Below are 20,872 nucleotides of genomic sequence, written 5' to 3'. Positions count from 1 at the left end.
GGCGTACCGCAGGTTCGACCAAGGAGATGTGTCTAGAGGCGCCTCGGGCGCGGCCGTGAGGCTCGATCCTGTCACTTTCACACTCTAGAGTATGAAGGAAGCGCAGGCAGCGATAAAGATGGGCTACGTTTCGCAACGGCCCGCGAGCAAGACCCGCGAGAAGGAAACGCGAATGTCCCGTGTTGAGGAAACGCCGAACGTATCCGCCACCGCTCCCGTGATGCCGGTGGAGGCGCCCCCGCATCTCAGCGTCGTCCCTCCCGCGACCCAGCACAGCCCGTCTCCCGCGTCCACGCCGACGGCCAAGCCTGAGGCAGCGAGCCAGAAGGCCGAGAGCAAGGGCAAGGTGGACGGAGCCTCCAGCGGCAAGTCCGAAGGCGCGCGCCCCGGTCTCGACATCGAGGCCTTCTCCCAGAATCTCGCGCAGATGGTGGACGAGGGCGGCAAGGCGCTCGCCGCCTATCTCGGGCCCCGCACGCAGGCGAAGACCGACGATCTCGCCGAAGACATCGCCGACGCCCTCAAGACCGTCGGCCAGGTCGCGGAATACTGGATGACCGATCCCCAGCGCACGCTGGAGGCGCAGACCCGCCTCATGGCCGGCTATCTCTCGGTGTGGACCAACACCCTGAAGCGCCTCGGCGGCGAGCAGGTGGAGCCGGTGACGGCGCCGGACGCCCGGGATGCCCGCTTCAAGGACGAAGGCTGGCGCGAGAGCCCCATCTTCGACGCGCTCAAGCAGGCCTATCTCGTCACCACGCGCTGGGCGGAGGACATGGTGGAGGAGGCCGAAGGCCTTGATCCCCATATCAAGCACAAGGCCGGCTTCCTGGTGAAGCAGGTGACGAACGCCATCTCGCCCTCCAACTTCGTGATGACCAATCCGGAGCTGATCCGCGAGACCTTCTCGTCGTCCGGCGAGAATCTCGTGAAGGGGATGAAAAATCTCAAGGAGGACCTCGTCGCCGGCAAGGGCTCGCTCAAGATTCGCCAGTCGGACCTGAGTGCCTTCGAGGTGGGCCGCAACCTCGCCACCACGCCGGGCAAGGTGATCTACGAAAACGATCTGATGCAGCTTATCCAGTACGAGGCCACGACCGGCAGCGTGAAGAAGATGCCGCTGCTGATCGTGCCGCCGTGGATCAACAAGTTCTACATTCTCGACCTGACGGCGGAGAAGTCCTTCATCAAGTGGCTGGTGGACCAGGGCATCAGCGTCTTCGTGATTTCCTGGGTCAATCCCGATGCCCGCCTCGCCGAGAAGGGCTTCGACGACTACATGCGCGAGGGCATCATGGCCGCCCTCGACAAGGTGGCCGTCGCCACCGGCGAGCGGCAGGCGCACGCCATGGGCTATTGCGTCGGCGGCACCCTGCTCGCCACGACGCTCGCCTACATGGCCCAGACGGGCGACGACCGCATCGCCTCCGCCACCTTCCTCACCACTCAGATCGACTTCACCCATGCGGGCGATCTGAAGGTGTTCGTGGACGAGGACCAGCTCGCCGCCATCGAGCGCAAGATGAAGCAGACGGGATATCTCGAAGGCAGCAAGATGGCTTCGGCCTTCAACATGCTGCGCTCGAACGACCTGATCTGGCCCTATGTCGTCAACAACTACATGAAGGGCAAGGCGCCGTTCCCCTTCGACCTCTTGTTCTGGAACGCCGATTCCACCCGAATGCCCGCGGCGAACCATTCCTATTACCTGCGCAATTGCTACCTCACCAACAACATCGCCCGCGGCCTCGCCGAGCTTTCCGGCGTGCGCATCGACATGACCAAGGTGAACGTGCCGGTCTATTCGCTGGCGACGCGGGAAGACCACATCGCCCCGCCCAATTCGGTGTTCATCGGCGCGAACATGCTGTCCGGCCCGGTGCGCTACGTTCTCGCCGGCTCGGGGCACATCGCCGGCGTGGTGAACCCCCCGGCCAAGATGAAGTACCAGTATTGGGCCGACGGCCCCACCGGGCCGAGCTACGATCTGTGGCTCCAGGGCGCGCAGGAGCACAAGGGCTCCTGGTGGCCGGACTGGCTGAACTGGTTCTCCAGCTATTATCCAGCGGAGGTTCCCGCCCGCGCCATCGGCGGCGGCCACTTCGCCGCCATCGAGGACGCCCCCGGCCGCTACGTGCGCGAGAAAAGCTGAGGGTTAAGAACCGTCGCCCTCCGGCTCGACCGGAGGGCCCATCCCCCCGCTTGAGCCTTCGCGCGGATACCGGGACAAACGCCACCATGGGTCCTCCGGTCGAGCCGGAGGACGACGGCGCGGGCGGCCAGCGCTCACCGCCAAAGCGCCCTTCCTCCCACCCCTCGCGACCCCGCCTTTCCCGCGAGCGCGCTTGCGGGTAGTTTGGCGGCAGGCCCGCTTTGGGCCTCTCAAGACCTGTCGAGGGCCCGTGCGTTACGTTTCCACCCGGGGCGAAGCTCCTGTCCTGTCGTTTTCCGATGCGCTGCTGGCTGGCCTGGCGCGCGACGGCGGCCTCTATGTGCCGGAGGCGTTCCCCACTTTGAGCGCGGAGCAGATCGCCGCGCTGGCGGGAAAACCCTATCCGGCGGTGGCCAAGGCGGTGATTTCCCCCTTCGTCGGTGATGCGCTGCCCGAGCGCGTGCTCGATCTGATGATCGCCGACGCCTACGCCTCCTTCCGCCATCCGGCGGTGACGCCGCTGACGCAGATCGGCCCCAACCGCTTCCTGCTGGAGCTGTTCCACGGCCCGACCTTGGCCTTCAAGGACGTGGCGATGCAGTTGCTCGCCCGCATGATGGACCATGTGCTCGCCGCCCGCGGCGCCCGCGCCACCATCGTCGGCGCCACCTCCGGCGACACCGGCAGCGCGGCCATCGAGGCGTTCCGGCACTCCGATGCCGTGGACGTATTCATCCTCTACCCGCACAAGCGCGTGTCCGAGGTGCAGCGCCGGCAGATGACCACCGTGAACGCGCACAACGTCCACGCCATCGCCGTGGAAGGCACGTTCGACGATTGCCAGGCCCATGTGAAGGCCATGTTCAATCACCACGCCTTCCGCGATTCCCTCGCGCTTGCTGGGGTGAATTCGATCAACTGGGCGCGCATCGTCGCGCAGGTGGTCTATTATTTCTATGCCGCCACGGCGCTGGGCGCGCCGCACCGCGAGGTGTCGTTCGTGGTGCCCACCGGCAATTTCGGCGACATCTTCGCCGGCTATGTGGCCAAGCGCATGGGCCTGCCCATCCGCGATCTCTCCATCGCCACCAACGTCAACGACATCCTGGTGCGCACGCTGGAGACCGGCCGCTATGAGGTGAAGGGGGTGCATCCCTCCTCCTCGCCGTCCATGGACATCCAGGTGTCGTCGAACTTCGAGCGCCTGCTGTTCGAGGCGCTGGACCGCGACAGTGGTGAGGTGCGCCAGCTCATGGCCTCGCTGGGCCAGTCCGGCGCCTTCACCGTGCCGCACGACGCGCTCGCCACTATCTGCGGCGACTTCTCCGCCGGCCGCGCCGACGAGCCGGAGACGGCGAAGACGATCGCCAGGCTCTACCAGTCCGCCGGTTATCTCGCCGATCCGCACACGGCGGTGGCGCTGGCGGTGGCGGACAAGGTGGAGCATGCCGCCAAGGTGCCGCAGGTGATCCTCTCCACCGCCCATCCCGCCAAATTCCCCGATGCGGTGGAAGCCGCCACCGGCATCCGTCCCGGCCTGCCGCCGCACATGGCGGACCTTCTGACCCGCAAGGAAAGCGTGAGCGTGCTGCCCAACGACCTCGTGGCCATCGAGACCTTCATCCGCACCCATGCCCGCGTCGGCCGGGGCGCCGCGGCATGAGCGTGAAGATCTCGACACTCGACAACGGCATCACCGTCATCACCGACGAGATGAACCATCTCGGCACTGCGTCCCTCGGCATCTGGGTGGGCGCCGGCGCGCGCGACGAGAAGGCCGACGAGCACGGTATCTCGCACCTTCTGGAGCACATGGCGTTCAAGGGCACCCGCCGCCGCTCTGCCCGGCGCATCGCCGAGGAGATCGAGCAGGTGGGCGGCGACATCAACGCCGCGACCTCGGTGGAGCAGACCACCTACAACGTCCGCGTGCTGGGCGAGGACGTGGGCCTCGGCATCGACATCCTCGCCGACATCCTCACCGAGCCGGCCTTCGCCCCCGACGAGCTGGAGCGGGAGAAGAACGTGATCGTGCAGGAGATCGGCGCGGTGATGGACACGCCCGACGACCTGGTGTTCGACCTCTTCCAGGAGCAGGCCTTCCCCGGCCAGAGCGTCGGCCGCTCCATCCTCGGCACGCCGGAGACGGTGCGCGGCTTCAGCCGCGACCAGCTCGGCGCCTATCTCGGGCGCACCTATCGGGGGCCGCGCATGGTGGTGTCCGCCGCCGGTGCGGTGGAGCATGAGCGGCTGGTGGACGAGGCCGCCAAGCGCCTCTCCGGCGTCGGCAACGGTGCGGCGCCCGAGCTTTCGCCCGCCACCTACGCCGGCGGCACGCGGCTGACCGCGCGCGACCTCGAGCAGGTACATGTGCTGATGGGGTTGGAGGGCTGCTCCTACAAGGATGCGGACTACCACGCCCTTCAGGTGCTCTCGAACGTGCTGGGCGGGGGCATGTCCTCCCGCCTGTTCCAGGATGTGCGGGAGGAGCGGGGGCTCTGCTATTCCATCTACGCCTTCCATTGGACCTATCAGGATACCGGCCTGTTCGGCATCTATGCCGGCACCGACACCGGCGACGTGGAGGAGCTCTCCAACGCGGTGGTGGACCAGATCTTCGACACGGCGGAGACCGTGACCGAGCTGGAGGTGGCCCGCGCCAAGGCGCAGATGAAGGTCGGGCTGCTGGCCGCGCTGGAAAGCTCCGGCGCCCGTGCCGACCAGCTCGCCCGGCAGATCCTCGGCTTCGGCCGGGTGATTCCGGTGGAGGAGATCGTCGCCAAGGTGGAGGCGGTGGACGTGGCCGCCGTGCGCGCTGCGGCGACGCGGCTCATCGGCCGGGGGCGGCCAACGCTCAGCGTCATTGGACCGAAGGGCGGGCTTGAACCGGCTGCGCGGGTGGTGCAGCGTCTCGAAACGCATTAGCCGGCTTGCCCGGCTGAGCATCCTGCCCCGCATGGAGATTGGCTCGGGCGCAACCTGATGTGGCTGTCCGCACTCTTCCCCTTCCCGGCCGAGCCCCTCCCCGCCATCGAGGGGAAGGGGGTCTATCTGCGCGTGCCGCAGATGCGGGATTTCATGGCCTGGCGGAACCTGCGCGACATCAGCCGCGGCTTCCTCACGCCGTGGGAGCCCCTGTGGCCGGCCGATGACCTCACCCGCGGCGCCTATCGCCGCCGCCTGCGGCGCTACGCCCGCGACATGGTGACGGACGAGGCCTATCCGCTCTTCATCTTCCGCCGGGTGGACGACGAACTGGTCGGCGGCCTCACCCTCTCCAACGTGCGGCGCGGCGTGTGCCAGGCGGCGAGCCTCGGCTACTGGATGGGGGCGCCCTATGCCGGGCAGGGCTATATGCGCGCGGCGGTGACGGCGCTGCTGCCGGTGGCCCACGACGTGCTGCACCTGCGCCGGGTGGAGGCGGCCTGCATGCCATCCAATCAGGCCTCCATCCGCCTGCTGGAAAGCTGCGGCTTCACCCGCGAGGGCTATTCGCGGGAATATCTCTGCATCAACGGCACATGGGAGGACCATATCCTCTTCGCCCGCCTGAAGAGCGATCCCATCAGCCGGCTCCTGCCGCGCGGAGAAGCCCTCGCCACCCGCTTGAGCAGGGTGCCGCCCGCCGCGCAATAGGGCGGCGCGGGCGGGCATGACAGTTGTTTGATGGGATGGACGGCTTTTGCATCCGCGCGCCGGAGGAGCTCCCTCTCCCCTTGCGGGAGAAGGGAAACTGGGAGCTGTCATCCCCCGGCTCGTCCGGGCGATCCACGGTTGGGCGGGTTCGGGTTTCCGGTCAGCGCTCCTGCGGAGGGGTGGATCGCCCGGACGAGCCGGGCGATGACGGGCGGATGATCCGGGGCGAGACGCCCTGCGGCGATGCTTTCAGACCGCGCCGCCCTCACTCCCCCCTCGGCAGGGCGAACACAGTCAGCTGGCCGCCCAGCGCCGTATACTGGTTCAGCGCCGCATAGGCATCGCTAGCGCCGGAGCCGTCGCCCGGATCGCTGAGGCCGGCGGCGAGGCCGATGCCGGCCCAACCGCCGACGCCCGAGAGCACGGCCACATATTGCCGGCCGCCCAGCATGAAGGTGGTGACGTTGCCGACGATGCCGGAGGGCGTCTTGAAGCGGTAGAGCTCCTGCCCCGTCTTCGCATCCACCGCCTTCAGCCAGCCTTCGAGCGTGCCGTAGAAGACAACACCCCCCGCCGTCGCCAGCGCCCCCGACCAGACCGAGAACAGCTCCGGCTTCGACCACACAGCCGCGCCCTTCAGCGCATCCCACGCCACAAAGGCGCCCGTGCTGCCGTCCGTGCCGGGGGCGGGGTGCATGGCGAGGGTGGCGCCCACATAGGGCTGGCCCGGCACGTAATCCACGTGGAACGGCTCGTAATCCATGCACATGCGGGTGACGGGCACGTAGAACAGGCGGGTCTGCGGCGAGAAGGCCGCCGGCTGCTGGTTCTTGGCGCCGAGCGAGGAGGGGCAGATGCCGGTGTAGGTGACATCCTCGCCGTCTCGCTCGGTGGAAAAAGCGGGATCGCGCTTCGGCCGGCCATAGGCGGGGCTGGCGGGGTCGAGATCGATGCCGGTCGCCCAGTTGGCCGTCGTCTCGTATTTCCCGGCGCGAATCAGGGCGCCCGTTTCCCGGTTCAGGGTGTAGGCGAAGCCGTTGCGGTCGAAATGGGTGAGGAGCGGCGTGGGCTTCCCGTCCACCTCCAGCTCGGTCAGGATCATCTCGTTGACGCCGTCATAGTCCCACTCGTCGTGGGGGGTCATCTGATAGACCCAGCGGGCGACACCGGTGTCCGCGTCGCGGGCGATGATGGTGTCTGACCATTTGTTGTCGCCCGGCCGCTGGGTGGGGTTCCAGGTGGCGGGATTCGCTGTGCCGTAATAGACGAGGTTCAGCTTCGGGTCGTAGGCGAACCAGCCCCAGGTGGCGCCGCCACCGATCTTCCACTGCTCGCCGGACCAACTCTTCAGCGACGAGTCGCGGCCCACCGGCCGGCCTAGCTCCGTGGTCTTCTCCGGATCGAACAGCATGTCCGCATCCGGCCCGGTGCTGTAGGCGCGCCAGACGAGGTGGCCGTCCTTCAGGTCGTAGGCGGAGAGATGTCCGCGCACGCCGGCCTCGGCGCCGGAGATGCCGACGATGAGCTTGTCCTTCACCGGCATCACGGTGGCGGTGTTGGAGGCGCCGAGCGCCGGGTCGCCGTTCGCCACCGACCAGCGCTTCGTGCCCGTCTTCGCATCGAGCGCCACGATGGTGGTGTCGGCCTGATGCAGGAAGATAAGGCCGTCCGCATAGGCGAGGCCGCGATTGACGAGATCGCAGCACATCACCGCCGCCACGTCCTTCTTCTGGCGTGGCTCGTATTTCCACAGGATGCGGCCGTCGTTCTTAAGGTCGAGGGCGTAGACCACATTGGGAAAGGGGGTGTGGACATACATCACGTCCCCCACCACGAGCGGCGCGCCCTCATGGCCACGCAGGACGCCGGTGGAGAAGGTCCACGCCACCTGGAGGCGCCCGACATTGCCGCTGTCGATCTGCTTCAGCGGGGAATAGCGCGTGTTGGCGTAGTCCACCGTCTGCAACACCTGCTCCGCGCCGGCGGCGGTGCGCCTGAGCACGTCGTCGTTGGCGTGGCCGGCGGTCGGCAGAAGGGCGAGGAGGAGGGCGGGCAGCAGGCGTGGCATCGGCAATGGATGGGTCCGGGTGTCGTGACGCAAAACAGGCGCGGAGGTGCCCCCCGCGCCTGCAGCATCCTCATCCCCGCCCGAAGGCGCAACCGCGCCGCAGGGGCAGGCTGGCCCTCGGTTCGACTACTCGTTCACCGACGCGCCGGACGCCTTGACCACCGGGCCCCATTTGGCGATTTCGGCCTTCACATGGTCGGCGAGCTGGGCCGGGGTGGAGCCGACCGCAACGGCCGACAGGTCGGCGAGGCGCGCCTTCACCGCGGGGTCCGCCACCGCTTCCGCGCCGGCCTTGGCGAGAATGTCGATATAGGCCTGCGGGGTACCGGCGGGCGCGAAGATCGCGTTCCAGCTGTAGGTCTCGTATCCGGGCAGGCCCGATTCCGCGACGGTCGGAATCTCCGGCGCGGCCGGCGAACGCTCCTTGGTGGTCACCGCGAGCCCGATGACGCCACCCTTGCGGATCTGGCCTATGGACGACGGCAGATTGTCGAACATGATCTTCACCTGACCGCCCACCACGTCGAGCAGCGCCGGCCCGGCGCCCTTGTAGGGCACATGCACCATCTTGGTGCCGGACATGCTCTCGAACAGGGCGCCCGACAGGTGCAGCGGCGTCCCGATGCCGGACGAGGCGTAGTCGTACTTGTCGGGGTTGGCCTTAAGGAGGTCTATCAGCTCCTTCACCGTCTTCACGTTCAGCGACGGATTGACGACGATGACGTTGGGCACGTTGACCAGCAGGGACACCGGCGCGAAGTCCTTCACCGGGTCGTAGGGCATCTTCACATAGAGGGCGGGATTGATGGCATGGGTCGCGACCGTGCCCATCAGCACGGTGTAGCCGTCCGGTGCAGACCGGGCCACCGCCGCAGCGCCCGCATTGCCGCCCGCGCCCGCGCGATTCTCGACGATCACCTGCTGCTTCAGGATTTCGCTCATCTTGGCGGCGATGATGCGGGCAACGATGTCGGTGGAGCCACCGGCTGCAAACGGCACGACAAGGCGGACGGGCCGGTCCGGATAAGTCTGCGCCGAGGCGGTCGCGGTCATGGCGGCGAAGCCGATGGCCGCGGCAGATACCAGTCTCGTCAGGAATTTAAAGCTCATAGGTGCGTTCCTCCGCACCCCTTATAGCCCGAGATGGGCTCGGCCTTAAGTCCTCTTGACCCAAGGTGATACCCTTGGTGAAGGCACCCGCGCCGCCGTCAGTCCTTCGGCTTCAGGAAGGACAGGAGGAAGTTCTCTTCCCGCTTCGGACCGTTCTTCAGCTCGGCCACCACGACCATTTTCTTGACCTCGCCTCGCTTAAAGGCGGCGAGGAAGCGGCCGTAGTCCTTGATGGAGACGCAGCCGTTGGAATCGCCACGCGGACCAAGGAGATAGGGATGCGCGAGGATGCCCGTGCGGCCATACATCCTGCCCGTTCCGACCGGGTTGAGGCGCACCGCCTCTGTTCCATGGAACAGCGATTCGCGCATGGTCAGCTGGTAGGTGTTGGGCGGGGTGGGGCCCACCATGCGCTTGTTGACGGCACGGATGTCGTCGAAGGTATCGCCGTAGCCCGAATGGGCCTCCAGCCGATCCCCGTTCGGCATGTAGACCACCTTGGCCTTGATATCGTAGATGGCATAGCCGCTGCCGGCGGTGGGCAGGGCCGGCTCATCCTCGGACAACGGGGTCGGGGTATCCGGCGTCGGAGCCTGGCTGCCTGGGACTGCGGAGGGCGCGTCCGTGAGCGAGGCGTCGGGAAGAGAGGCGTACGCTAGGCGCTGGGTCGGCATGGCCGGCTTGCGCAGGGGCAGGGGCACCGCACCCTGATCGAACTGTTCCAGGGCCTTTATTCCGTCCGCCGCCGCGACCTGGTTGCGGTTCAGCGGATTGGCCATGGGCAGCGGCACGACGCGGCCGGTGAGGCGCTGGGAATTGTCGGAAGGCTCTGCCGTGGCGGCGAAGAACCGGCCATCGGCGGCGACGTTGGTGAGGTAGATGCTTGAGGCATCGACGCCTAGAGACCCGGAGCCGACGACGAGGGAGATCTCCGTCACGGTCGCGCCGGCGGCCGCCATGCTCAGCTCGCGCACCACGGGGCGCTGCGATACCTGAGGCGGCGGCGCGGAGACGCCGAATGCGAACGAGCCCTGCGAATACCAGACCGCTCCAGCGGCAACCAGCAGCCCGGCGACAATCCCGGTGCCGATGCCGACGAGCGTGCCGCGGCGGGAGAGCCCTTCGGGACGCGGATCGCCAGCGTGGGGATCGTAGTCCGAGGCATCGACCTCTTCCTCGTGAATATGGGGCGTCCAGTGCCAGTCGGCCCGGTCATGCCAGTCGGCGTGGGGATCGGCCTCGTCGCGGTCCCACTCACCGTGTTCACGCAAACCGGCATCATGGTCCCCGCGTGCGTGCTGGTCGCCCGCGTGGTCCTGCCAAGCCGCGAATTCCTGACGGTCCGAGTGCCTCATGGTCCCCGCTATCAGCGCTGCCGGTCGCTGCCGGCTCCGTTCGTCCATCCCAGGGTCCTTCGGTCTACCGCACCGCACAAGCCATACCCGGTTCGGATCATCTCCGACCGACCACCGCCCGGAACGCCGCGCCCGCGCGGCCCCGCCGCACAGTCCCTCCAGCCCTGCAAACCTGCCGAAATTCGGTTTCTTTTCCCTTTACGCCCCTCGCTAGACCAGATCACGACGGCGAGAACAAGGCCGATCGCACGGAAACTTTACCAAGCGACGCCCGCTTTGGCGAGGGGGCCAGATGACCTTGCGTGAGCCAGCGTTGCCTAAGGCCGCGCTTGCAATCATTCAGGAATCGGCTTGCGCGAGGATGTCCTTCAGCACGGGCGCGACGCCGGCCCGGAAGGCGCGCACGGCGTCCCTCACCACGGGATCGAGATTCTCCGGGGTTGTGGTCCCGTACACATAGCGGCGGATGGCGAGATAGAAGATTCGCCCGTGCAGCCCCCAGAACAGCTCCGCCTCGCGCTCGCTCACGGGAGTCTCGCTCGGGGGCGGCAGCTTCAGCTCTGCGCGCAACTCGGCGCAGGCCGGTAAAATGATCTGGTCACGGACGATGGTGAGATAGCGGCTGGTGATGTCGAAGGACTTCAGCCCCGAGAACGCGAAGATCCGCACCCAGTGGTAATCAAAAACCTTCTCGACATATTCGAGATAGAATTGGGTGAGCCGGGCTTCCAGCGGCATCGATCGGTCGGTCACCAGCGCCGCCCAGTCCGCCTTCCAGCGGCTGAGATAGACGTGTTCGTACACCCGCTCGATGAGCGCTTCCTTGGAAGGGATGTAGCGATAGATGGCGGAATGGGTAATTCCCATCCGCTTCGCCAGTTCGCGGGTCTGACCCTCGAACCCGTGCTCGGCGAAGAAGCGGACGGCTTCCTCGATGATCGCCTGCTCGCGATCCGCCGCGCGCATGTGCTGGCGGCGGCGGGCGGGCGGAGTCGGCTTCGGGTCGGGAGGGGGCTTCAAGGCTCGTCCGTTCGGCGCATGGGCCGGGCGCCCACTATTCCTGCGATAGCGCAAGCGCTCCGTGTCACCAAGGGCTTCCGGTCACAGGAGGGAGTCGGCGGCGGTTAGCCGCGCTGCACGGGCCGGGCGAGAAGGTGCAAGTCGAGGAAAAGAAGAGAGGTATGTTTAATCCTATATACATATGGGAATAGCGTTGTGATGCATTGCAAAATCGGCGTCGCGGCGGGCACGCCCCAAGTTCACCGACATTCGCGCGGCAGCACTATTGACAGGAAGATGGGCCTGAGATCATGTTGTGACCAAGTGGTCACAAAAATGAAGCCACGAGAACCGGGAGGACTGCCTTGAAAGCCCGCGCTTTCGCCTATGCGCGTCCCTCATCCCTTGCCGAAGCGCATGCCGCCTTCGACGGGGCCGATGGGGACGCGAGCTATATCTCCGGCGGCCAGAGCCTCGTGCCGGCGCTGGCGATGCGGCTTCAGGCGCCGCAGGTTCTCATCGACCTCTCCGCGATTCCCGAGATGCGCGGCATCCGGCTTGAGGGGGAGAGCCTGCGCATCGGCGCCCTCACCCGCCACGCCGAAACGCTGACCGAGCCGCTCATCCGCGCCCATGCGCCGTTGCTGGCGGCCGCTGCGCCCTTCGTCGCCCATCCCGCCATCCGCAATCGCGGCACGGTCGGCGGCAGCGTGGCGCTGGCCGATCCGGCGTCCGAATTCCCCGCGATGATGCTGGCCATGGGCGCGGAGATGGAGATTTCCGGCGCGTCCGGGCTTCGGCGCGTCCCGGCGGACGATTACTTCCAGGATCTCTACCAGACGGCGATAGTGCCCGGTGAAATCCTCGTGGCGCTGCATGTGCCGGCTGCCGGTCCGCGCCATGTCTGGGCCTTCGATGAGATGGCACGCCGGCGCGGCGATTACGCCATGGTCGGCGGCGGCATCCTCGCCGAACGCGACGGGGCCGTGATCGAGAACCCGCGTATCGCTCTTTTCTCGGTTGGTCCGACGCCGGTGCGCGCCCGCAATGCTGAGGCCGAGATCGCCGGCAAGGCGCTTGACGCCGACGCCATCGCCGCGGCCCAGCGCGCGCTCGATGCGGACATCGACCCGCTCGACGACGCCGAAATCCCCGCCGCCATGCGCCGGCACCTCGCCCGCGTGCTGCTGGGCCGTCTGCTGCGCAAGCTGGAGACCTGCTGATGAACATGATGGCGGGCGCCGTCCCCCTCACGCTCACCGTCAACGGCGTGGAAACCGCGCGCATGGTCGCGCCGCGCACCACGCTGGCGGACTTCCTGCGCGCGGACCTCGAACTCACCGCCACCCATGTGGGCTGCGAGATGGGCGCGTGCGGTGCCTGCCTCGTGCTGCTGGACGGCGTTCCCGTCCATTCCTGCCTCGTCTTCGCCGTTCAGGCGCAGGGCCAGCGCGTCGAGACGGTGGAGGGGCTGGTGGCCAGCGGCGCGCTGGCGCCGCTCCAGCAGGCGTTTCACGAGCGCAACGCGCTGCAATGCGGCTTCTGCACGCCGGGCATGCTGGTGAACGCCCATGCCCTGATCACGAAAGGCACGGTGCCGGATCGCGAGGAAATTCGCGACGCCATTTCCGGCAATTACTGCCGCTGCACCGGCTATGAGGCTATCGTGGACGCCATTGAGGCCGCCGCCCGCAAGCTGAACGGGGAGGGCGCGGAATGAACGCGCCGTTCGATCGTCCCCTCGGCGCCGCGCCCCATCTCCAGCCGGGCGTCCATGTGGGCCGTCCGCTGCCGCGCCCCAATGCCAAGAGGCTCGTGGCCGGGCGGGGCAATTACGTCACCGACATGAAGCTGCCGCGCATGCTCCATGCGGCCTTCGTGCGCTCGCCTTTCGCCCATGCGCGCATTCTGCGCATCGATGTGGAGGCCGCCCGCGTGGCGCCCGGTGTCGCGCTGGTGGCGACGGGCGAGGATCTGGCGAAGCTCTGCACGCCATGGGTCGGCACGCTCGATCATTTCAAGGGCATGAAGTCCGAGCCCCAGCTCCCGCTGCCGCTCGATCGCGTGACCTGGAGCGGGCAGGCGGTGGTGGCCGTGGTGGCGGAAAGCCGTGCCGCTGCCGAGGATGCCTGCGAGCTGGTGGAGATCGAATTCGAGGATCTTCCCATCCTCGCCGATCTCGACACCGCGCTCGCGCCTAATGCGCCGCGCCTCGTCGAGGGCTTCGCCGACAATCTGTGCTTCCGTTCTTCGCTGGAAAGCGGCGCGGTTGACGATCTTTTCGCCTCTGCCGCACATGTCGTGGAGGCGGACCTCGCCTTCGGCCGCCATACCGGCGTGACGCTGGAGCCGCGCGCGCTCATCGCCGATTACGATGCCAGCGTGCACGCGCTCACCGTCCACCACGGCACCCAGACGCCGTTCCAGTTCCAGGATCTCTATTCGCGGCACTACGGCATTCCGGAGGGCCGGGTGCGCGTTGCGGCCCCGGATGTCGGCGGCTCCTTCGGTGTGAAGCTGCACGTCTATCACGAGGACATGGCGGTTATCGGCCTATCCATGCTGGCTCGCCGGCCGGTGAAATATGTGGCCGACCGGCTGGAGGCCTTCGTCTCCGACATCCATGCCCGCGACCATCGCGTGAAGGCGAAGGCGGCGGTGGACGCCGGTGGCCGGATCCTCGCCATGGCGGTGGAGGACGAGACCGCCATCGGCCCCTTCTCCACCTATCCCCGCACCAGCGCGGTGGAGGGCAACCAGGTCATCCGCCTCATCGGCGCGCCCTATCGGCTGGAGGCCTATCGCGCCGATCTGAAGGTGGTGTTCCAGAACAAGACGCAGACCAGCCAGTATCGCGCCGTCGGCCATCCCATCGCCTGCGCCGTGACCGAGCATCTGATGGAGAAGGCGGCGGCCGCGACTGGCCTCGACCCGTTCGAGGTGCGCGCGCGCAACCTCATTCCGGACGATGCCTATCCCTGCCAATCGCTCACAGGCTACAAGTTCGAGCAACTCTCCCACGAGGCCTGCCTCGCCAAGCTCAAGACGCTGATGGATTACGATCGCCTGCGCGCCGAGCAGGCGGAGCTGCGCGCCCGCGGCATCCATCGTGGCATCGGCATCGCGGCTTTCGTGGAGATCACCAATCCCACGCCCGCCTTCTACGGCATCGGCGGCGCGCGCATCTCGGCGCAGGATGGGGCGGTCATCCAGATCACCCCCTCCGGCGAGGTGCGCTGCCTCATCTCGGTGACGGAGCAGGGGCAGGGGACGGAGGCCATCATCGGCCAGATCGTCGCCGATTATCTCGGCGTCTCGCGCGACATCGTGCGCGTCATCACCGGCGACACCGAGGTAACGCCCCATGGCGGTGCGACCTGGGCCTGCCGTGGTGCCGGCATCGGCGGCGAGACGGCGTTGCAGGCGGCGCGGAAGCTGAAGGCCAACGTGCTGAACGTTGCCGCCGCCATCCTCCAGGCGCAGCCGGACGACCTCGATCTCGTCGATGCCGAGGTGGTGGACAGGGCCGGCGGCACCGCGCGCCTCAGCCTCGCCGAGGTGGCGCGCATCGCCTATTTCCGCTCCGACACGCTGCCGCCGGGCACCGATGCCCAGCTCACCGTGGCGCATCATTTCGCGCCGTCCGGCTATCCCTTCGCTTTCACCAACGGCATCCACGGCTGCCATGTGGAGGTGGATACGGAGACCGGCCTCGTCAAAATCCTGAAGCACTTCGTGGTGGAGGATTGCGGCCGTATCATCAACCCGCTCCTCGTGGAGGAGCAGGTGCGCGGCGGCGTCGTGCAAGGGCTTGGCGCCGCCTTCTTCGAGGAATGCCGCTACGACGATGCGGGCCAGCTCGTGAACGGCTCGCTGGTCGATTATCTCGTGCCGATGTCCTGCGAGATGCCGGACATCGTCATCGCCCACATGGAAACGCCGACCCGCGATACGGAACTCGGCGCCAAGGGCTGCGGGGAGGCGGGCACCGCCGCTTCGTCCGCCGCCGCGCTCAATGCCGTCAACGACGCGCTCGCGCCGCTCAACGCCGAGCTGACCCAGATTCCCATGACCCCCGCGCGCATCCTGAAAGCGCTCGGCGCCTACTGACGACCGCCCACAGCCAAAAAACAAGACTCACCGGGAGGATTTCATGACCAAGCGCACCGACCATCCCCTCTCCAGCGTATCCCGCCGCACCGTGCTCGCCGGCCTCGGCGCCGCGGGCGTCGGCCTCATCGCCTCGCCGGCCATCGTGCGCGCGCAGGCCGAAGCCATCCGCATCGGCTTCCCCACCCCGCTCACCGGCCCCTTTGGCGCCGAGGCGAAGGACCAGGTGAAGAGCGCGGAACTCGCCGTGAAGCTCGTCAACGACAAGGGCGGCATCGCCGGCCGCAAGGTCGAGCTGCTGGTCCGCGACGACAAGCTGAACGCCGGCGAGGCCGCCACCCGCACGCTTGAGCTGATCGAGAAGGACAAGGTGCATGCGGTGGTCGGCGCGCTCTCCAGCGCCGTCCAGCTTGCGGTGAACGAGGTGACGCGCGCCCGTGGCGTCATCTACGTCTCCATCAGCCAGTCCGACACCATCAACGAGGTGAAGGACTTCTCGAAATACACCTTCCACGAGGCGCTGAACCCGCACATGACCACGGCCGCCGTGGCGCGGGCGACCTTCAAGAAGGGCTCGAAGGTGGTCCTGCTGGGCGCCGACTACGCCTATGGCCATGAGATGATGCGCGGCTTCAAGCGCGCGGCCGGCGAATTGGGCGCCGAAATCGTCGGCGAGATCCTGCATCCGTTCGGCGCGGCGGATTATTCCACGCTGATGCCGCGCATCCGCGCCCTCAAGCCGGACATCCTGGCCATCTGCAACTTCGGTCGCGACCAGGCCAACTCGATCAAGCAGGCCAACGACTTCGGCATGAAGAAGCAGATGCAGATCGTGGTGCCCGTGCTGCTGCACAACCAGCGCATCGCGGTGGCGCCCGACGTGTTCGAGGGCATCATCGGCGGCGCCAACTATTATTGGGCGCTGGAGAGCACCATTCCCTCCGCCAAGGCCTTCAACGACGCCTACAAGGCGGCCTATGGCTCCCTGCCCACGGACTACGGTGCCTATGGCTTCACCGGTGTTTCGGCCCTGCTGCTGGCCATGGCGAAGGCCGGCGGCACAGACACGGACAAGGTGATCGAGGCGCTGGAAGGCCTGAAGTATGACGTGGCCAAGGGTCCGCAATACTTCCGCAAGTGCGATCACCAGTCGGTGCAGTCGGTGCTGGTGCTGAAGTCCAAGGCCAAGGCCGACATGAAGAGCGAGCAGGACCTGTTCGACATCGTGGAGAACGTCCCCGGCTCGGAGCAGATGCTGCGCTCCTGCGGCGAGCTGGGCTTCCCGACCTGAGGATTTTTTCCTTCTCCCCGCCATCAAACTCCCTCTCCCCTTGCGGGAGAGGGGCGGGGTGAGGGGTGTGCCGCCGTCGGGCCGGATACTGGCGTTGGCGAAAGCACTCCTGCCCCCTCAACCTCCAGCTCCTCTCCCGCCCGACCTCGGCTGTTGCCGAGTTCGGCTCGCGAAAGTCGAAGTCGGCAACAGCCGACTTCGAAGGGAGAGGGGAGAAGATGCCCCGTCCGCCCCGAGAGACGCCCGATGGACCTTGAACTCATCCTCATGCAGCTGTTCTCCGGGCTCGCCCTCGGGGCGATCCTGGTGATGGTCGCCCTCGGGCTCACCATCGTGTTCGGTATGCTCGGCATCGTGAATTTCGCCCATGGTGCCCTATTCATGGTGGGTGCCTACGCAGGGCTGTGGATCGCCGCGCAGACGGGCAGCTTCTGGTGGGCGCTCATCGTCGCGCCCATCGCCGTGGGCGTGCTCGGCATGCTCATCGAGCGCTTCCTGATCCGGCCGCTCTATGGCCGCACGCCGGATGACCCGCTGCTCCTCACCTTCGGCCTCGGCTACGTGCTGGTGGAGACCGTGCGCATCACCTTCGGCACGGACGGCATCCCGTTCTCCGCGCCCGACGCCCTGCAGGGCGTGGTGGACCTCGGGGTCGGCTATTTCCCCATCTACCGGCTGTTCGTGGTCGGCGTGGTGGCGGTCATCCTGCTGCTGCTCTGGGTGGCGCTGGAGAAGACGCGCTTCGGCCTCATCGTGCGGGCCGGCGCGCGCGATCCGCTCATCATGAAGGTGCTGGGGGTGGACGTGAGCCGGCTTTGGCTGCTCGTGTTCGGCCTCGGAGTGGGCCTCACCGCGCTCGGCGGCGTCCTGGCGGCGCCCATGCGCAACGTGAGCCCGGAGATGGGCACGCTGGTGCTGGCGGAGGCCTTCGTCGTCACCGTCATCGGCGGCATGGGCTCGCTGCTCGGCGCGGTGGTGGCCGGGCTGCTGGTGGGTGTCGCGGTGAGCATGACCGCGCTGTTCGCTCCCGAAATGGCGACCATCGTCATGTTCGGCCTGATGGCCCTCATCCTCCTCGTCCGACCGCAGGGCCTGTTCGGCCGGCCGGCGGGCGCCTGACGGAACCGGCGCGTGAACGGAGACGACCCCATGACCACAACCGACCTCGCCGCCGGGCAGGCCGTGGCGCCGCGCACGCTGCCGAAGGCCGGCGCCGCGCTGGACCGCTGGCGCGTGCCGCTCACCATCGCCGTGCTGGCGGTGCTGCCCTTCGTTCTGCCCTCCCAGGCGCTGGCGGTGAACGTGCTGATCTACGGTCTGTTCACCGTGGGCTTCAACCTGCTGTTCGGCTACACGGGCCTGCTCTCGTTCGGCCATGCGGCTTTCTTCGGTGCGGGCGCCTATCTCACCGGAATGTCGATCGCGCATTTCGGCTTCGGCTGGTTCCCCGCCATGCTCACGGGCATCGTCGGCGCGAGCCTGCTCTCGGCGGTGATCGGCGCGCTCTCCATCCGCACCCGCGGCATCTATTTCTGCATGGTGACCTTGGCGCTGGCGCAACTCGTCTATTACGTCGCGCTCCAGGCCTCCGGCTGGACCGGCGGCGAGAACGGTCTGCGCGGCTTCACCGTGGCGAAGGCCGACCTGATCGGCGGCTTCTCGGTGAACCTCCTGAACCCGCTGGCGAAGTACTATTTCATCATGTTCTTCGCCGCGCTGGCGCTTTGGTTCGTCTCGCGGGTGCTGAACTCACCCTTCGGCGCGGCCATCGAGGCGGTGCGCGAGAACGAGACCCGCGCCCGCGCCTGCGGCTTCGATGTGGAGCGCACCAAGCTCCTGTCCTTCGTCCTCTCCGGCGGCCTGTGCGGCCTCGCCGGCACGCTCTCGGCGCTGCACCTTTCCATCGTGCCGCTCGATGCCTTGAGCGTCCACACCTCGTCCATCGTGGTGATGATGACGATGCTGGGCGGCGCCGGCTCCTTCTTCGGGCCGTTCGTGGGGGCGCTTGTGTTCCTGCTGATCGAGGATGTCGCCTCGCTGTGGACCTCCCACTGGCAGCTCATCGTCGGCATCGTCTTCATCCTGTTCGTGCTGTTCCTGCCCAAGGGCATCTGGGGCAGCCTGATCCAGATCGTGCGCCGCAGGAGGGCGTCATGAGCGCGCTGATGGAAGTGACGGACGTGGGCCGCTCCTTCGGCGGCTTTGTCGCCCTCGCGGGCATTTCGGCCAGCTTCGAGCGGAACAAGGTCACGGCCGTGATTGGCCCGAACGGCGCCGGCAAGAGCACGTTCTTCAATGTGCTGTCCGGCGTGCTTCAGCCGTCCACGGGCTCCATCCGCTTCAAGGGGCAGGAGCTGAAAGGGCTGAAGCAGCACCGCTTCGCCCATCTCGGCATCGCGCGCTCCTACCAGATCACCAACCTCTTCCCCGAGCTGTCGGTGGAGGAGAACGTGCGGGTGGCCGCGCAGGCGCTGAAGACGCGCTATGACGTGTTCAGCCATCGCGACCGCTATCCTGAGCTGGTGCAGAAGGCGGATGCGGCCCTTGCCGAAGTCGGCCTCACCCATCGCAGCGCCCGTCGCGCCCGCGACCTCGCCCATGGCGAGCAGCGGGCGCTGGAGATCGCCATCGCGCTGGTCGCGGACCCCGAGCTGCTGCTGCTGGACGAGCCGACTGCCGGCATGGGGCCGGAAGAGACCAAGGACATGGTAGCGCTCATCGAGCGCCTCGCGGCGGACCGCACCATTCTCCTCGTCGAGCACAAGATGAAGATGATCCTCGGCCTGTCGGACCGGATCCTCGTGCTGCATCACGGCCGGCTCATCGCCGATGGCACGCCGGCCGCCGTGCAGGCCGATCCGGAAGTCCGCCGCGTCTATCTGGGGCAGAACGATGGCTATGCTTGAGGTCCAGAAGCTCAACGCCTGGTACGGGCCGAGCCACGTCGTCCACGACCTGACGTTCAAGATCGAACAGGGCGAGATCGTCGCTCTCGTCGGCCGCAACGGCGCGGGCAAGACCTCCACCCTGCGCGCCATCATGGGGCTGATGCCGCGCGTGGAAGGGCGGGTGACGTTCGATGGCACGGACTTGCTCCCGCTCGGCGCCCACGCCCGGTTCCGCCTCGGCCTCGGCTATGTGCCGGAGGAGCGGCGCATCGTCCCCGGCCTCAGCGTGCGGGAGAACCTGCAGCTCGGCCTCGTCGCCGCCGCCCGCACGGATGAGCGGGAGGCGATCGACGAGATCGCCAAGAGCTTTCCGCGCCTCAAGGAGCGGCTGGAGCAGCAGGGAACCACCATGTCCGGCGGCGAGCAGCAGATGCTCGCCATCGCACGCGCCATCATCTCGAAGCCAAAGATGGTGCTGCTTGATGAGCCATCCGAAGGCATCATGCCGGTTCTGGTGGAGGAGATGGGCGTCCTCTTCCGCCGCTTGAGGGACCAGGGCACGACGCTGCTGCTGGTCGAGCAGAACGTGGAATGGGCGCTCAATCTGGCGAGCCGCGCCATCATCATCGACCAGGGCGAGCTGGTGCATCAGTCGAGCGCTGCTGAACTCCTCGCCGACAAGGACATCCAGGACCGCTATTGTGCGGTCTGAGCGGCGCCGCCTCAGACCGGCACGCGCGAACGAGAACAAGGGGAGGACCATCCCGTGGAACTGACCGGCGAGTATCGCATCAGCGCCCCGCGCGAGACCGTGTGGAAAGCCATCCTCGATCCGGAGGTGCTCAAGCGCTGCATCCCGGGCTGCAAGGAGCTGGAGCAGACCGGTGACAATGCCTATGCCGCCAAGGTGCAGGTGAAGGTGGGGCCGGTATCCGCCACCTTTTCCGGCTCGGTGGAACTGACCGATATGGAGGCGCCCGCCGGCTGCCGCATCGTCGGGCAGGGCAATGGGGGCATCGCCGGCTTCGCCAAGGGCGAGGCCAAGGTGTCGCTGGCGGAGGATGGCGCCGACACCATCCTCACCTACGTCGCTGATGCGCAGATCGGCGGCAAGCTCGCCTCCCTCGGCGGACGCCTCGTGCAGGCGACCGCGAAGAAGCTGTCCGACCAGTTCTTCACCAGCTTCGCCGATGCGCTGAATGCGCCGGTGGAAACGCCTCCGGCGGCAGAGGCATCCTGAGGGCGGGAGCGATCGGGAGGCCG

General features: G+C 67.3%; 17 protein-coding genes. 13 read left to right on the top strand and 4 right to left on the bottom strand.

Going from position 1 to position 20,872, the window contains the following annotated elements; all coding sequences use genetic code 11:
* Positions 1-172: 172 nt before the first annotated feature.
* The 4 genes from phaC (at position 173) to V5F63_RS15190 (ending at position 5,788) form a co-directional block, all read left to right on the top strand.
* Positions 173-2,152: a class I poly(R)-hydroxyalkanoic acid synthase gene (phaC, locus tag V5F63_RS15205; RefSeq protein ID WP_394030738.1), complete on the top strand. Its 1,980-nt coding sequence runs from the start codon at positions 173-175 to the stop codon at positions 2,150-2,152.
* Positions 2,153-2,402: 250 nt separating this feature from the next.
* Positions 2,403-3,815, top strand: coding sequence for a threonine synthase (gene thrC, locus V5F63_RS15200; RefSeq protein WP_394102784.1), 1,413 nt, complete (start codon positions 2,403-2,405; stop codon positions 3,813-3,815).
* A complete protein-coding gene (locus V5F63_RS15195; RefSeq protein ID WP_394030734.1) occupies positions 3,812-5,077 on the top strand; it encodes a M16 family metallopeptidase in 1,266 nt (421 codons plus the stop codon). Before thrC ends, V5F63_RS15195 begins: the two co-directional genes overlap by 4 nt.
* Positions 5,078-5,134: 57 nt before the next feature.
* Positions 5,135-5,788 (top strand): GNAT family N-acetyltransferase, encoded by a 654-nt coding sequence (locus tag V5F63_RS15190; RefSeq protein WP_394030732.1) that lies wholly within the window; start codon positions 5,135-5,137, stop codon positions 5,786-5,788.
* Between the two features lie 265 nt (positions 5,789-6,053).
* On the opposite strand, the gene V5F63_RS15185 is transcribed toward V5F63_RS15190, so the two are convergent.
* The 4 genes from V5F63_RS15185 to V5F63_RS15170 form a co-directional block, all read right to left on the bottom strand.
* Entirely contained in the window at positions 6,054-7,856 is a 1,803-nt protein-coding gene (locus V5F63_RS15185; protein WP_394102785.1) for a methanol/ethanol family PQQ-dependent dehydrogenase, read from the bottom strand.
* Positions 7,857-7,982: 126 nt separating this feature from the next.
* Positions 7,983-8,966, bottom strand: coding sequence for a Bug family tripartite tricarboxylate transporter substrate binding protein (locus tag V5F63_RS15180; RefSeq protein WP_209483532.1), 984 nt, complete (start codon positions 8,964-8,966; stop codon positions 7,983-7,985).
* 98 nt (positions 8,967-9,064) lie between these two features.
* Positions 9,065-10,237 (bottom strand): tlde1 domain-containing protein, encoded by a 1,173-nt coding sequence (locus tag V5F63_RS15175; protein WP_394102786.1) that lies wholly within the window; start codon positions 10,235-10,237, stop codon positions 9,065-9,067.
* 423 nt (positions 10,238-10,660) lie between these two features.
* Entirely contained in the window at positions 10,661-11,287 is a 627-nt protein-coding gene (locus V5F63_RS15170; RefSeq protein ID WP_394102820.1) for a TetR/AcrR family transcriptional regulator, read from the bottom strand.
* Between the two features lie 398 nt (positions 11,288-11,685).
* Here V5F63_RS15170 and V5F63_RS15165 point away from each other — a divergent pair, with 398 nt between their 5' ends.
* From V5F63_RS15165 to V5F63_RS15125, 9 genes are all read left to right on the top strand, one after another.
* Entirely contained in the window at positions 11,686-12,543 is an 858-nt protein-coding gene (locus V5F63_RS15165; RefSeq protein ID WP_394102787.1) for an FAD binding domain-containing protein, read from the top strand.
* A gap of 8 nt (positions 12,544-12,551) precedes the next feature.
* Complete coding sequence (locus V5F63_RS15160) at positions 12,552-13,040, top strand: (2Fe-2S)-binding protein (RefSeq protein ID WP_394102821.1); 489 nt, start codon at positions 12,552-12,554, stop codon at positions 13,038-13,040.
* On the top strand, positions 13,037-15,430 hold the full coding sequence (locus tag V5F63_RS15155; RefSeq protein WP_394102788.1) for a xanthine dehydrogenase family protein molybdopterin-binding subunit: 2,394 nt from the start codon (positions 13,037-13,039) through the stop codon (positions 15,428-15,430). Before V5F63_RS15160 ends, V5F63_RS15155 begins: the two co-directional genes overlap by 4 nt.
* Positions 15,431-15,473: 43 nt before the next feature.
* Positions 15,474-16,721: an ABC transporter substrate-binding protein gene (locus V5F63_RS15150; RefSeq protein ID WP_209483525.1), complete on the top strand. Its 1,248-nt coding sequence runs from the start codon at positions 15,474-15,476 to the stop codon at positions 16,719-16,721.
* 246 nt (positions 16,722-16,967) lie between these two features.
* Positions 16,968-17,840 carry a branched-chain amino acid ABC transporter permease gene (locus V5F63_RS15145; protein ID WP_209483523.1) on the top strand — a complete coding sequence of 291 codons (873 nt, stop codon included), beginning with the start codon at positions 16,968-16,970 and terminating at the stop codon, positions 17,838-17,840.
* Positions 17,841-17,870: 30 nt separating this feature from the next.
* Positions 17,871-18,878 carry a branched-chain amino acid ABC transporter permease gene (locus tag V5F63_RS15140; RefSeq protein ID WP_394102789.1) on the top strand — a complete coding sequence of 336 codons (1,008 nt, stop codon included), beginning with the start codon at positions 17,871-17,873 and terminating at the stop codon, positions 18,876-18,878.
* The gene (locus tag V5F63_RS15135; protein ID WP_394102790.1) at positions 18,875-19,627 is read left to right on the top strand and encodes an ABC transporter ATP-binding protein; all 753 of its coding nucleotides are present in this window, start codon (positions 18,875-18,877) and stop codon (positions 19,625-19,627) included. Before V5F63_RS15140 ends, V5F63_RS15135 begins: the two co-directional genes overlap by 4 nt.
* Positions 19,620-20,321 (top strand): ABC transporter ATP-binding protein, encoded by a 702-nt coding sequence (locus tag V5F63_RS15130; RefSeq protein WP_394102822.1) that lies wholly within the window; start codon positions 19,620-19,622, stop codon positions 20,319-20,321. The genes V5F63_RS15135 and V5F63_RS15130 overlap by 8 nt, the downstream gene beginning before the upstream one ends.
* Positions 20,322-20,375: 54 nt before the next feature.
* Positions 20,376-20,849, top strand: coding sequence for an SRPBCC family protein (locus V5F63_RS15125; RefSeq protein ID WP_209483517.1), 474 nt, complete (start codon positions 20,376-20,378; stop codon positions 20,847-20,849).
* The last annotated feature ends 23 nt before the right edge of the window (positions 20,850-20,872 follow it).

Source organism: Xanthobacter wiegelii, from assembly GCF_043193855.2.
Classification (GTDB): domain Bacteria; phylum Pseudomonadota; class Alphaproteobacteria; order Rhizobiales; family Xanthobacteraceae; genus Xanthobacter; species Xanthobacter flavus_A.
Note: the sequence above shows the minus strand (reverse complement) of the source record. Positions and strands in the feature narration are given on the sequence as shown.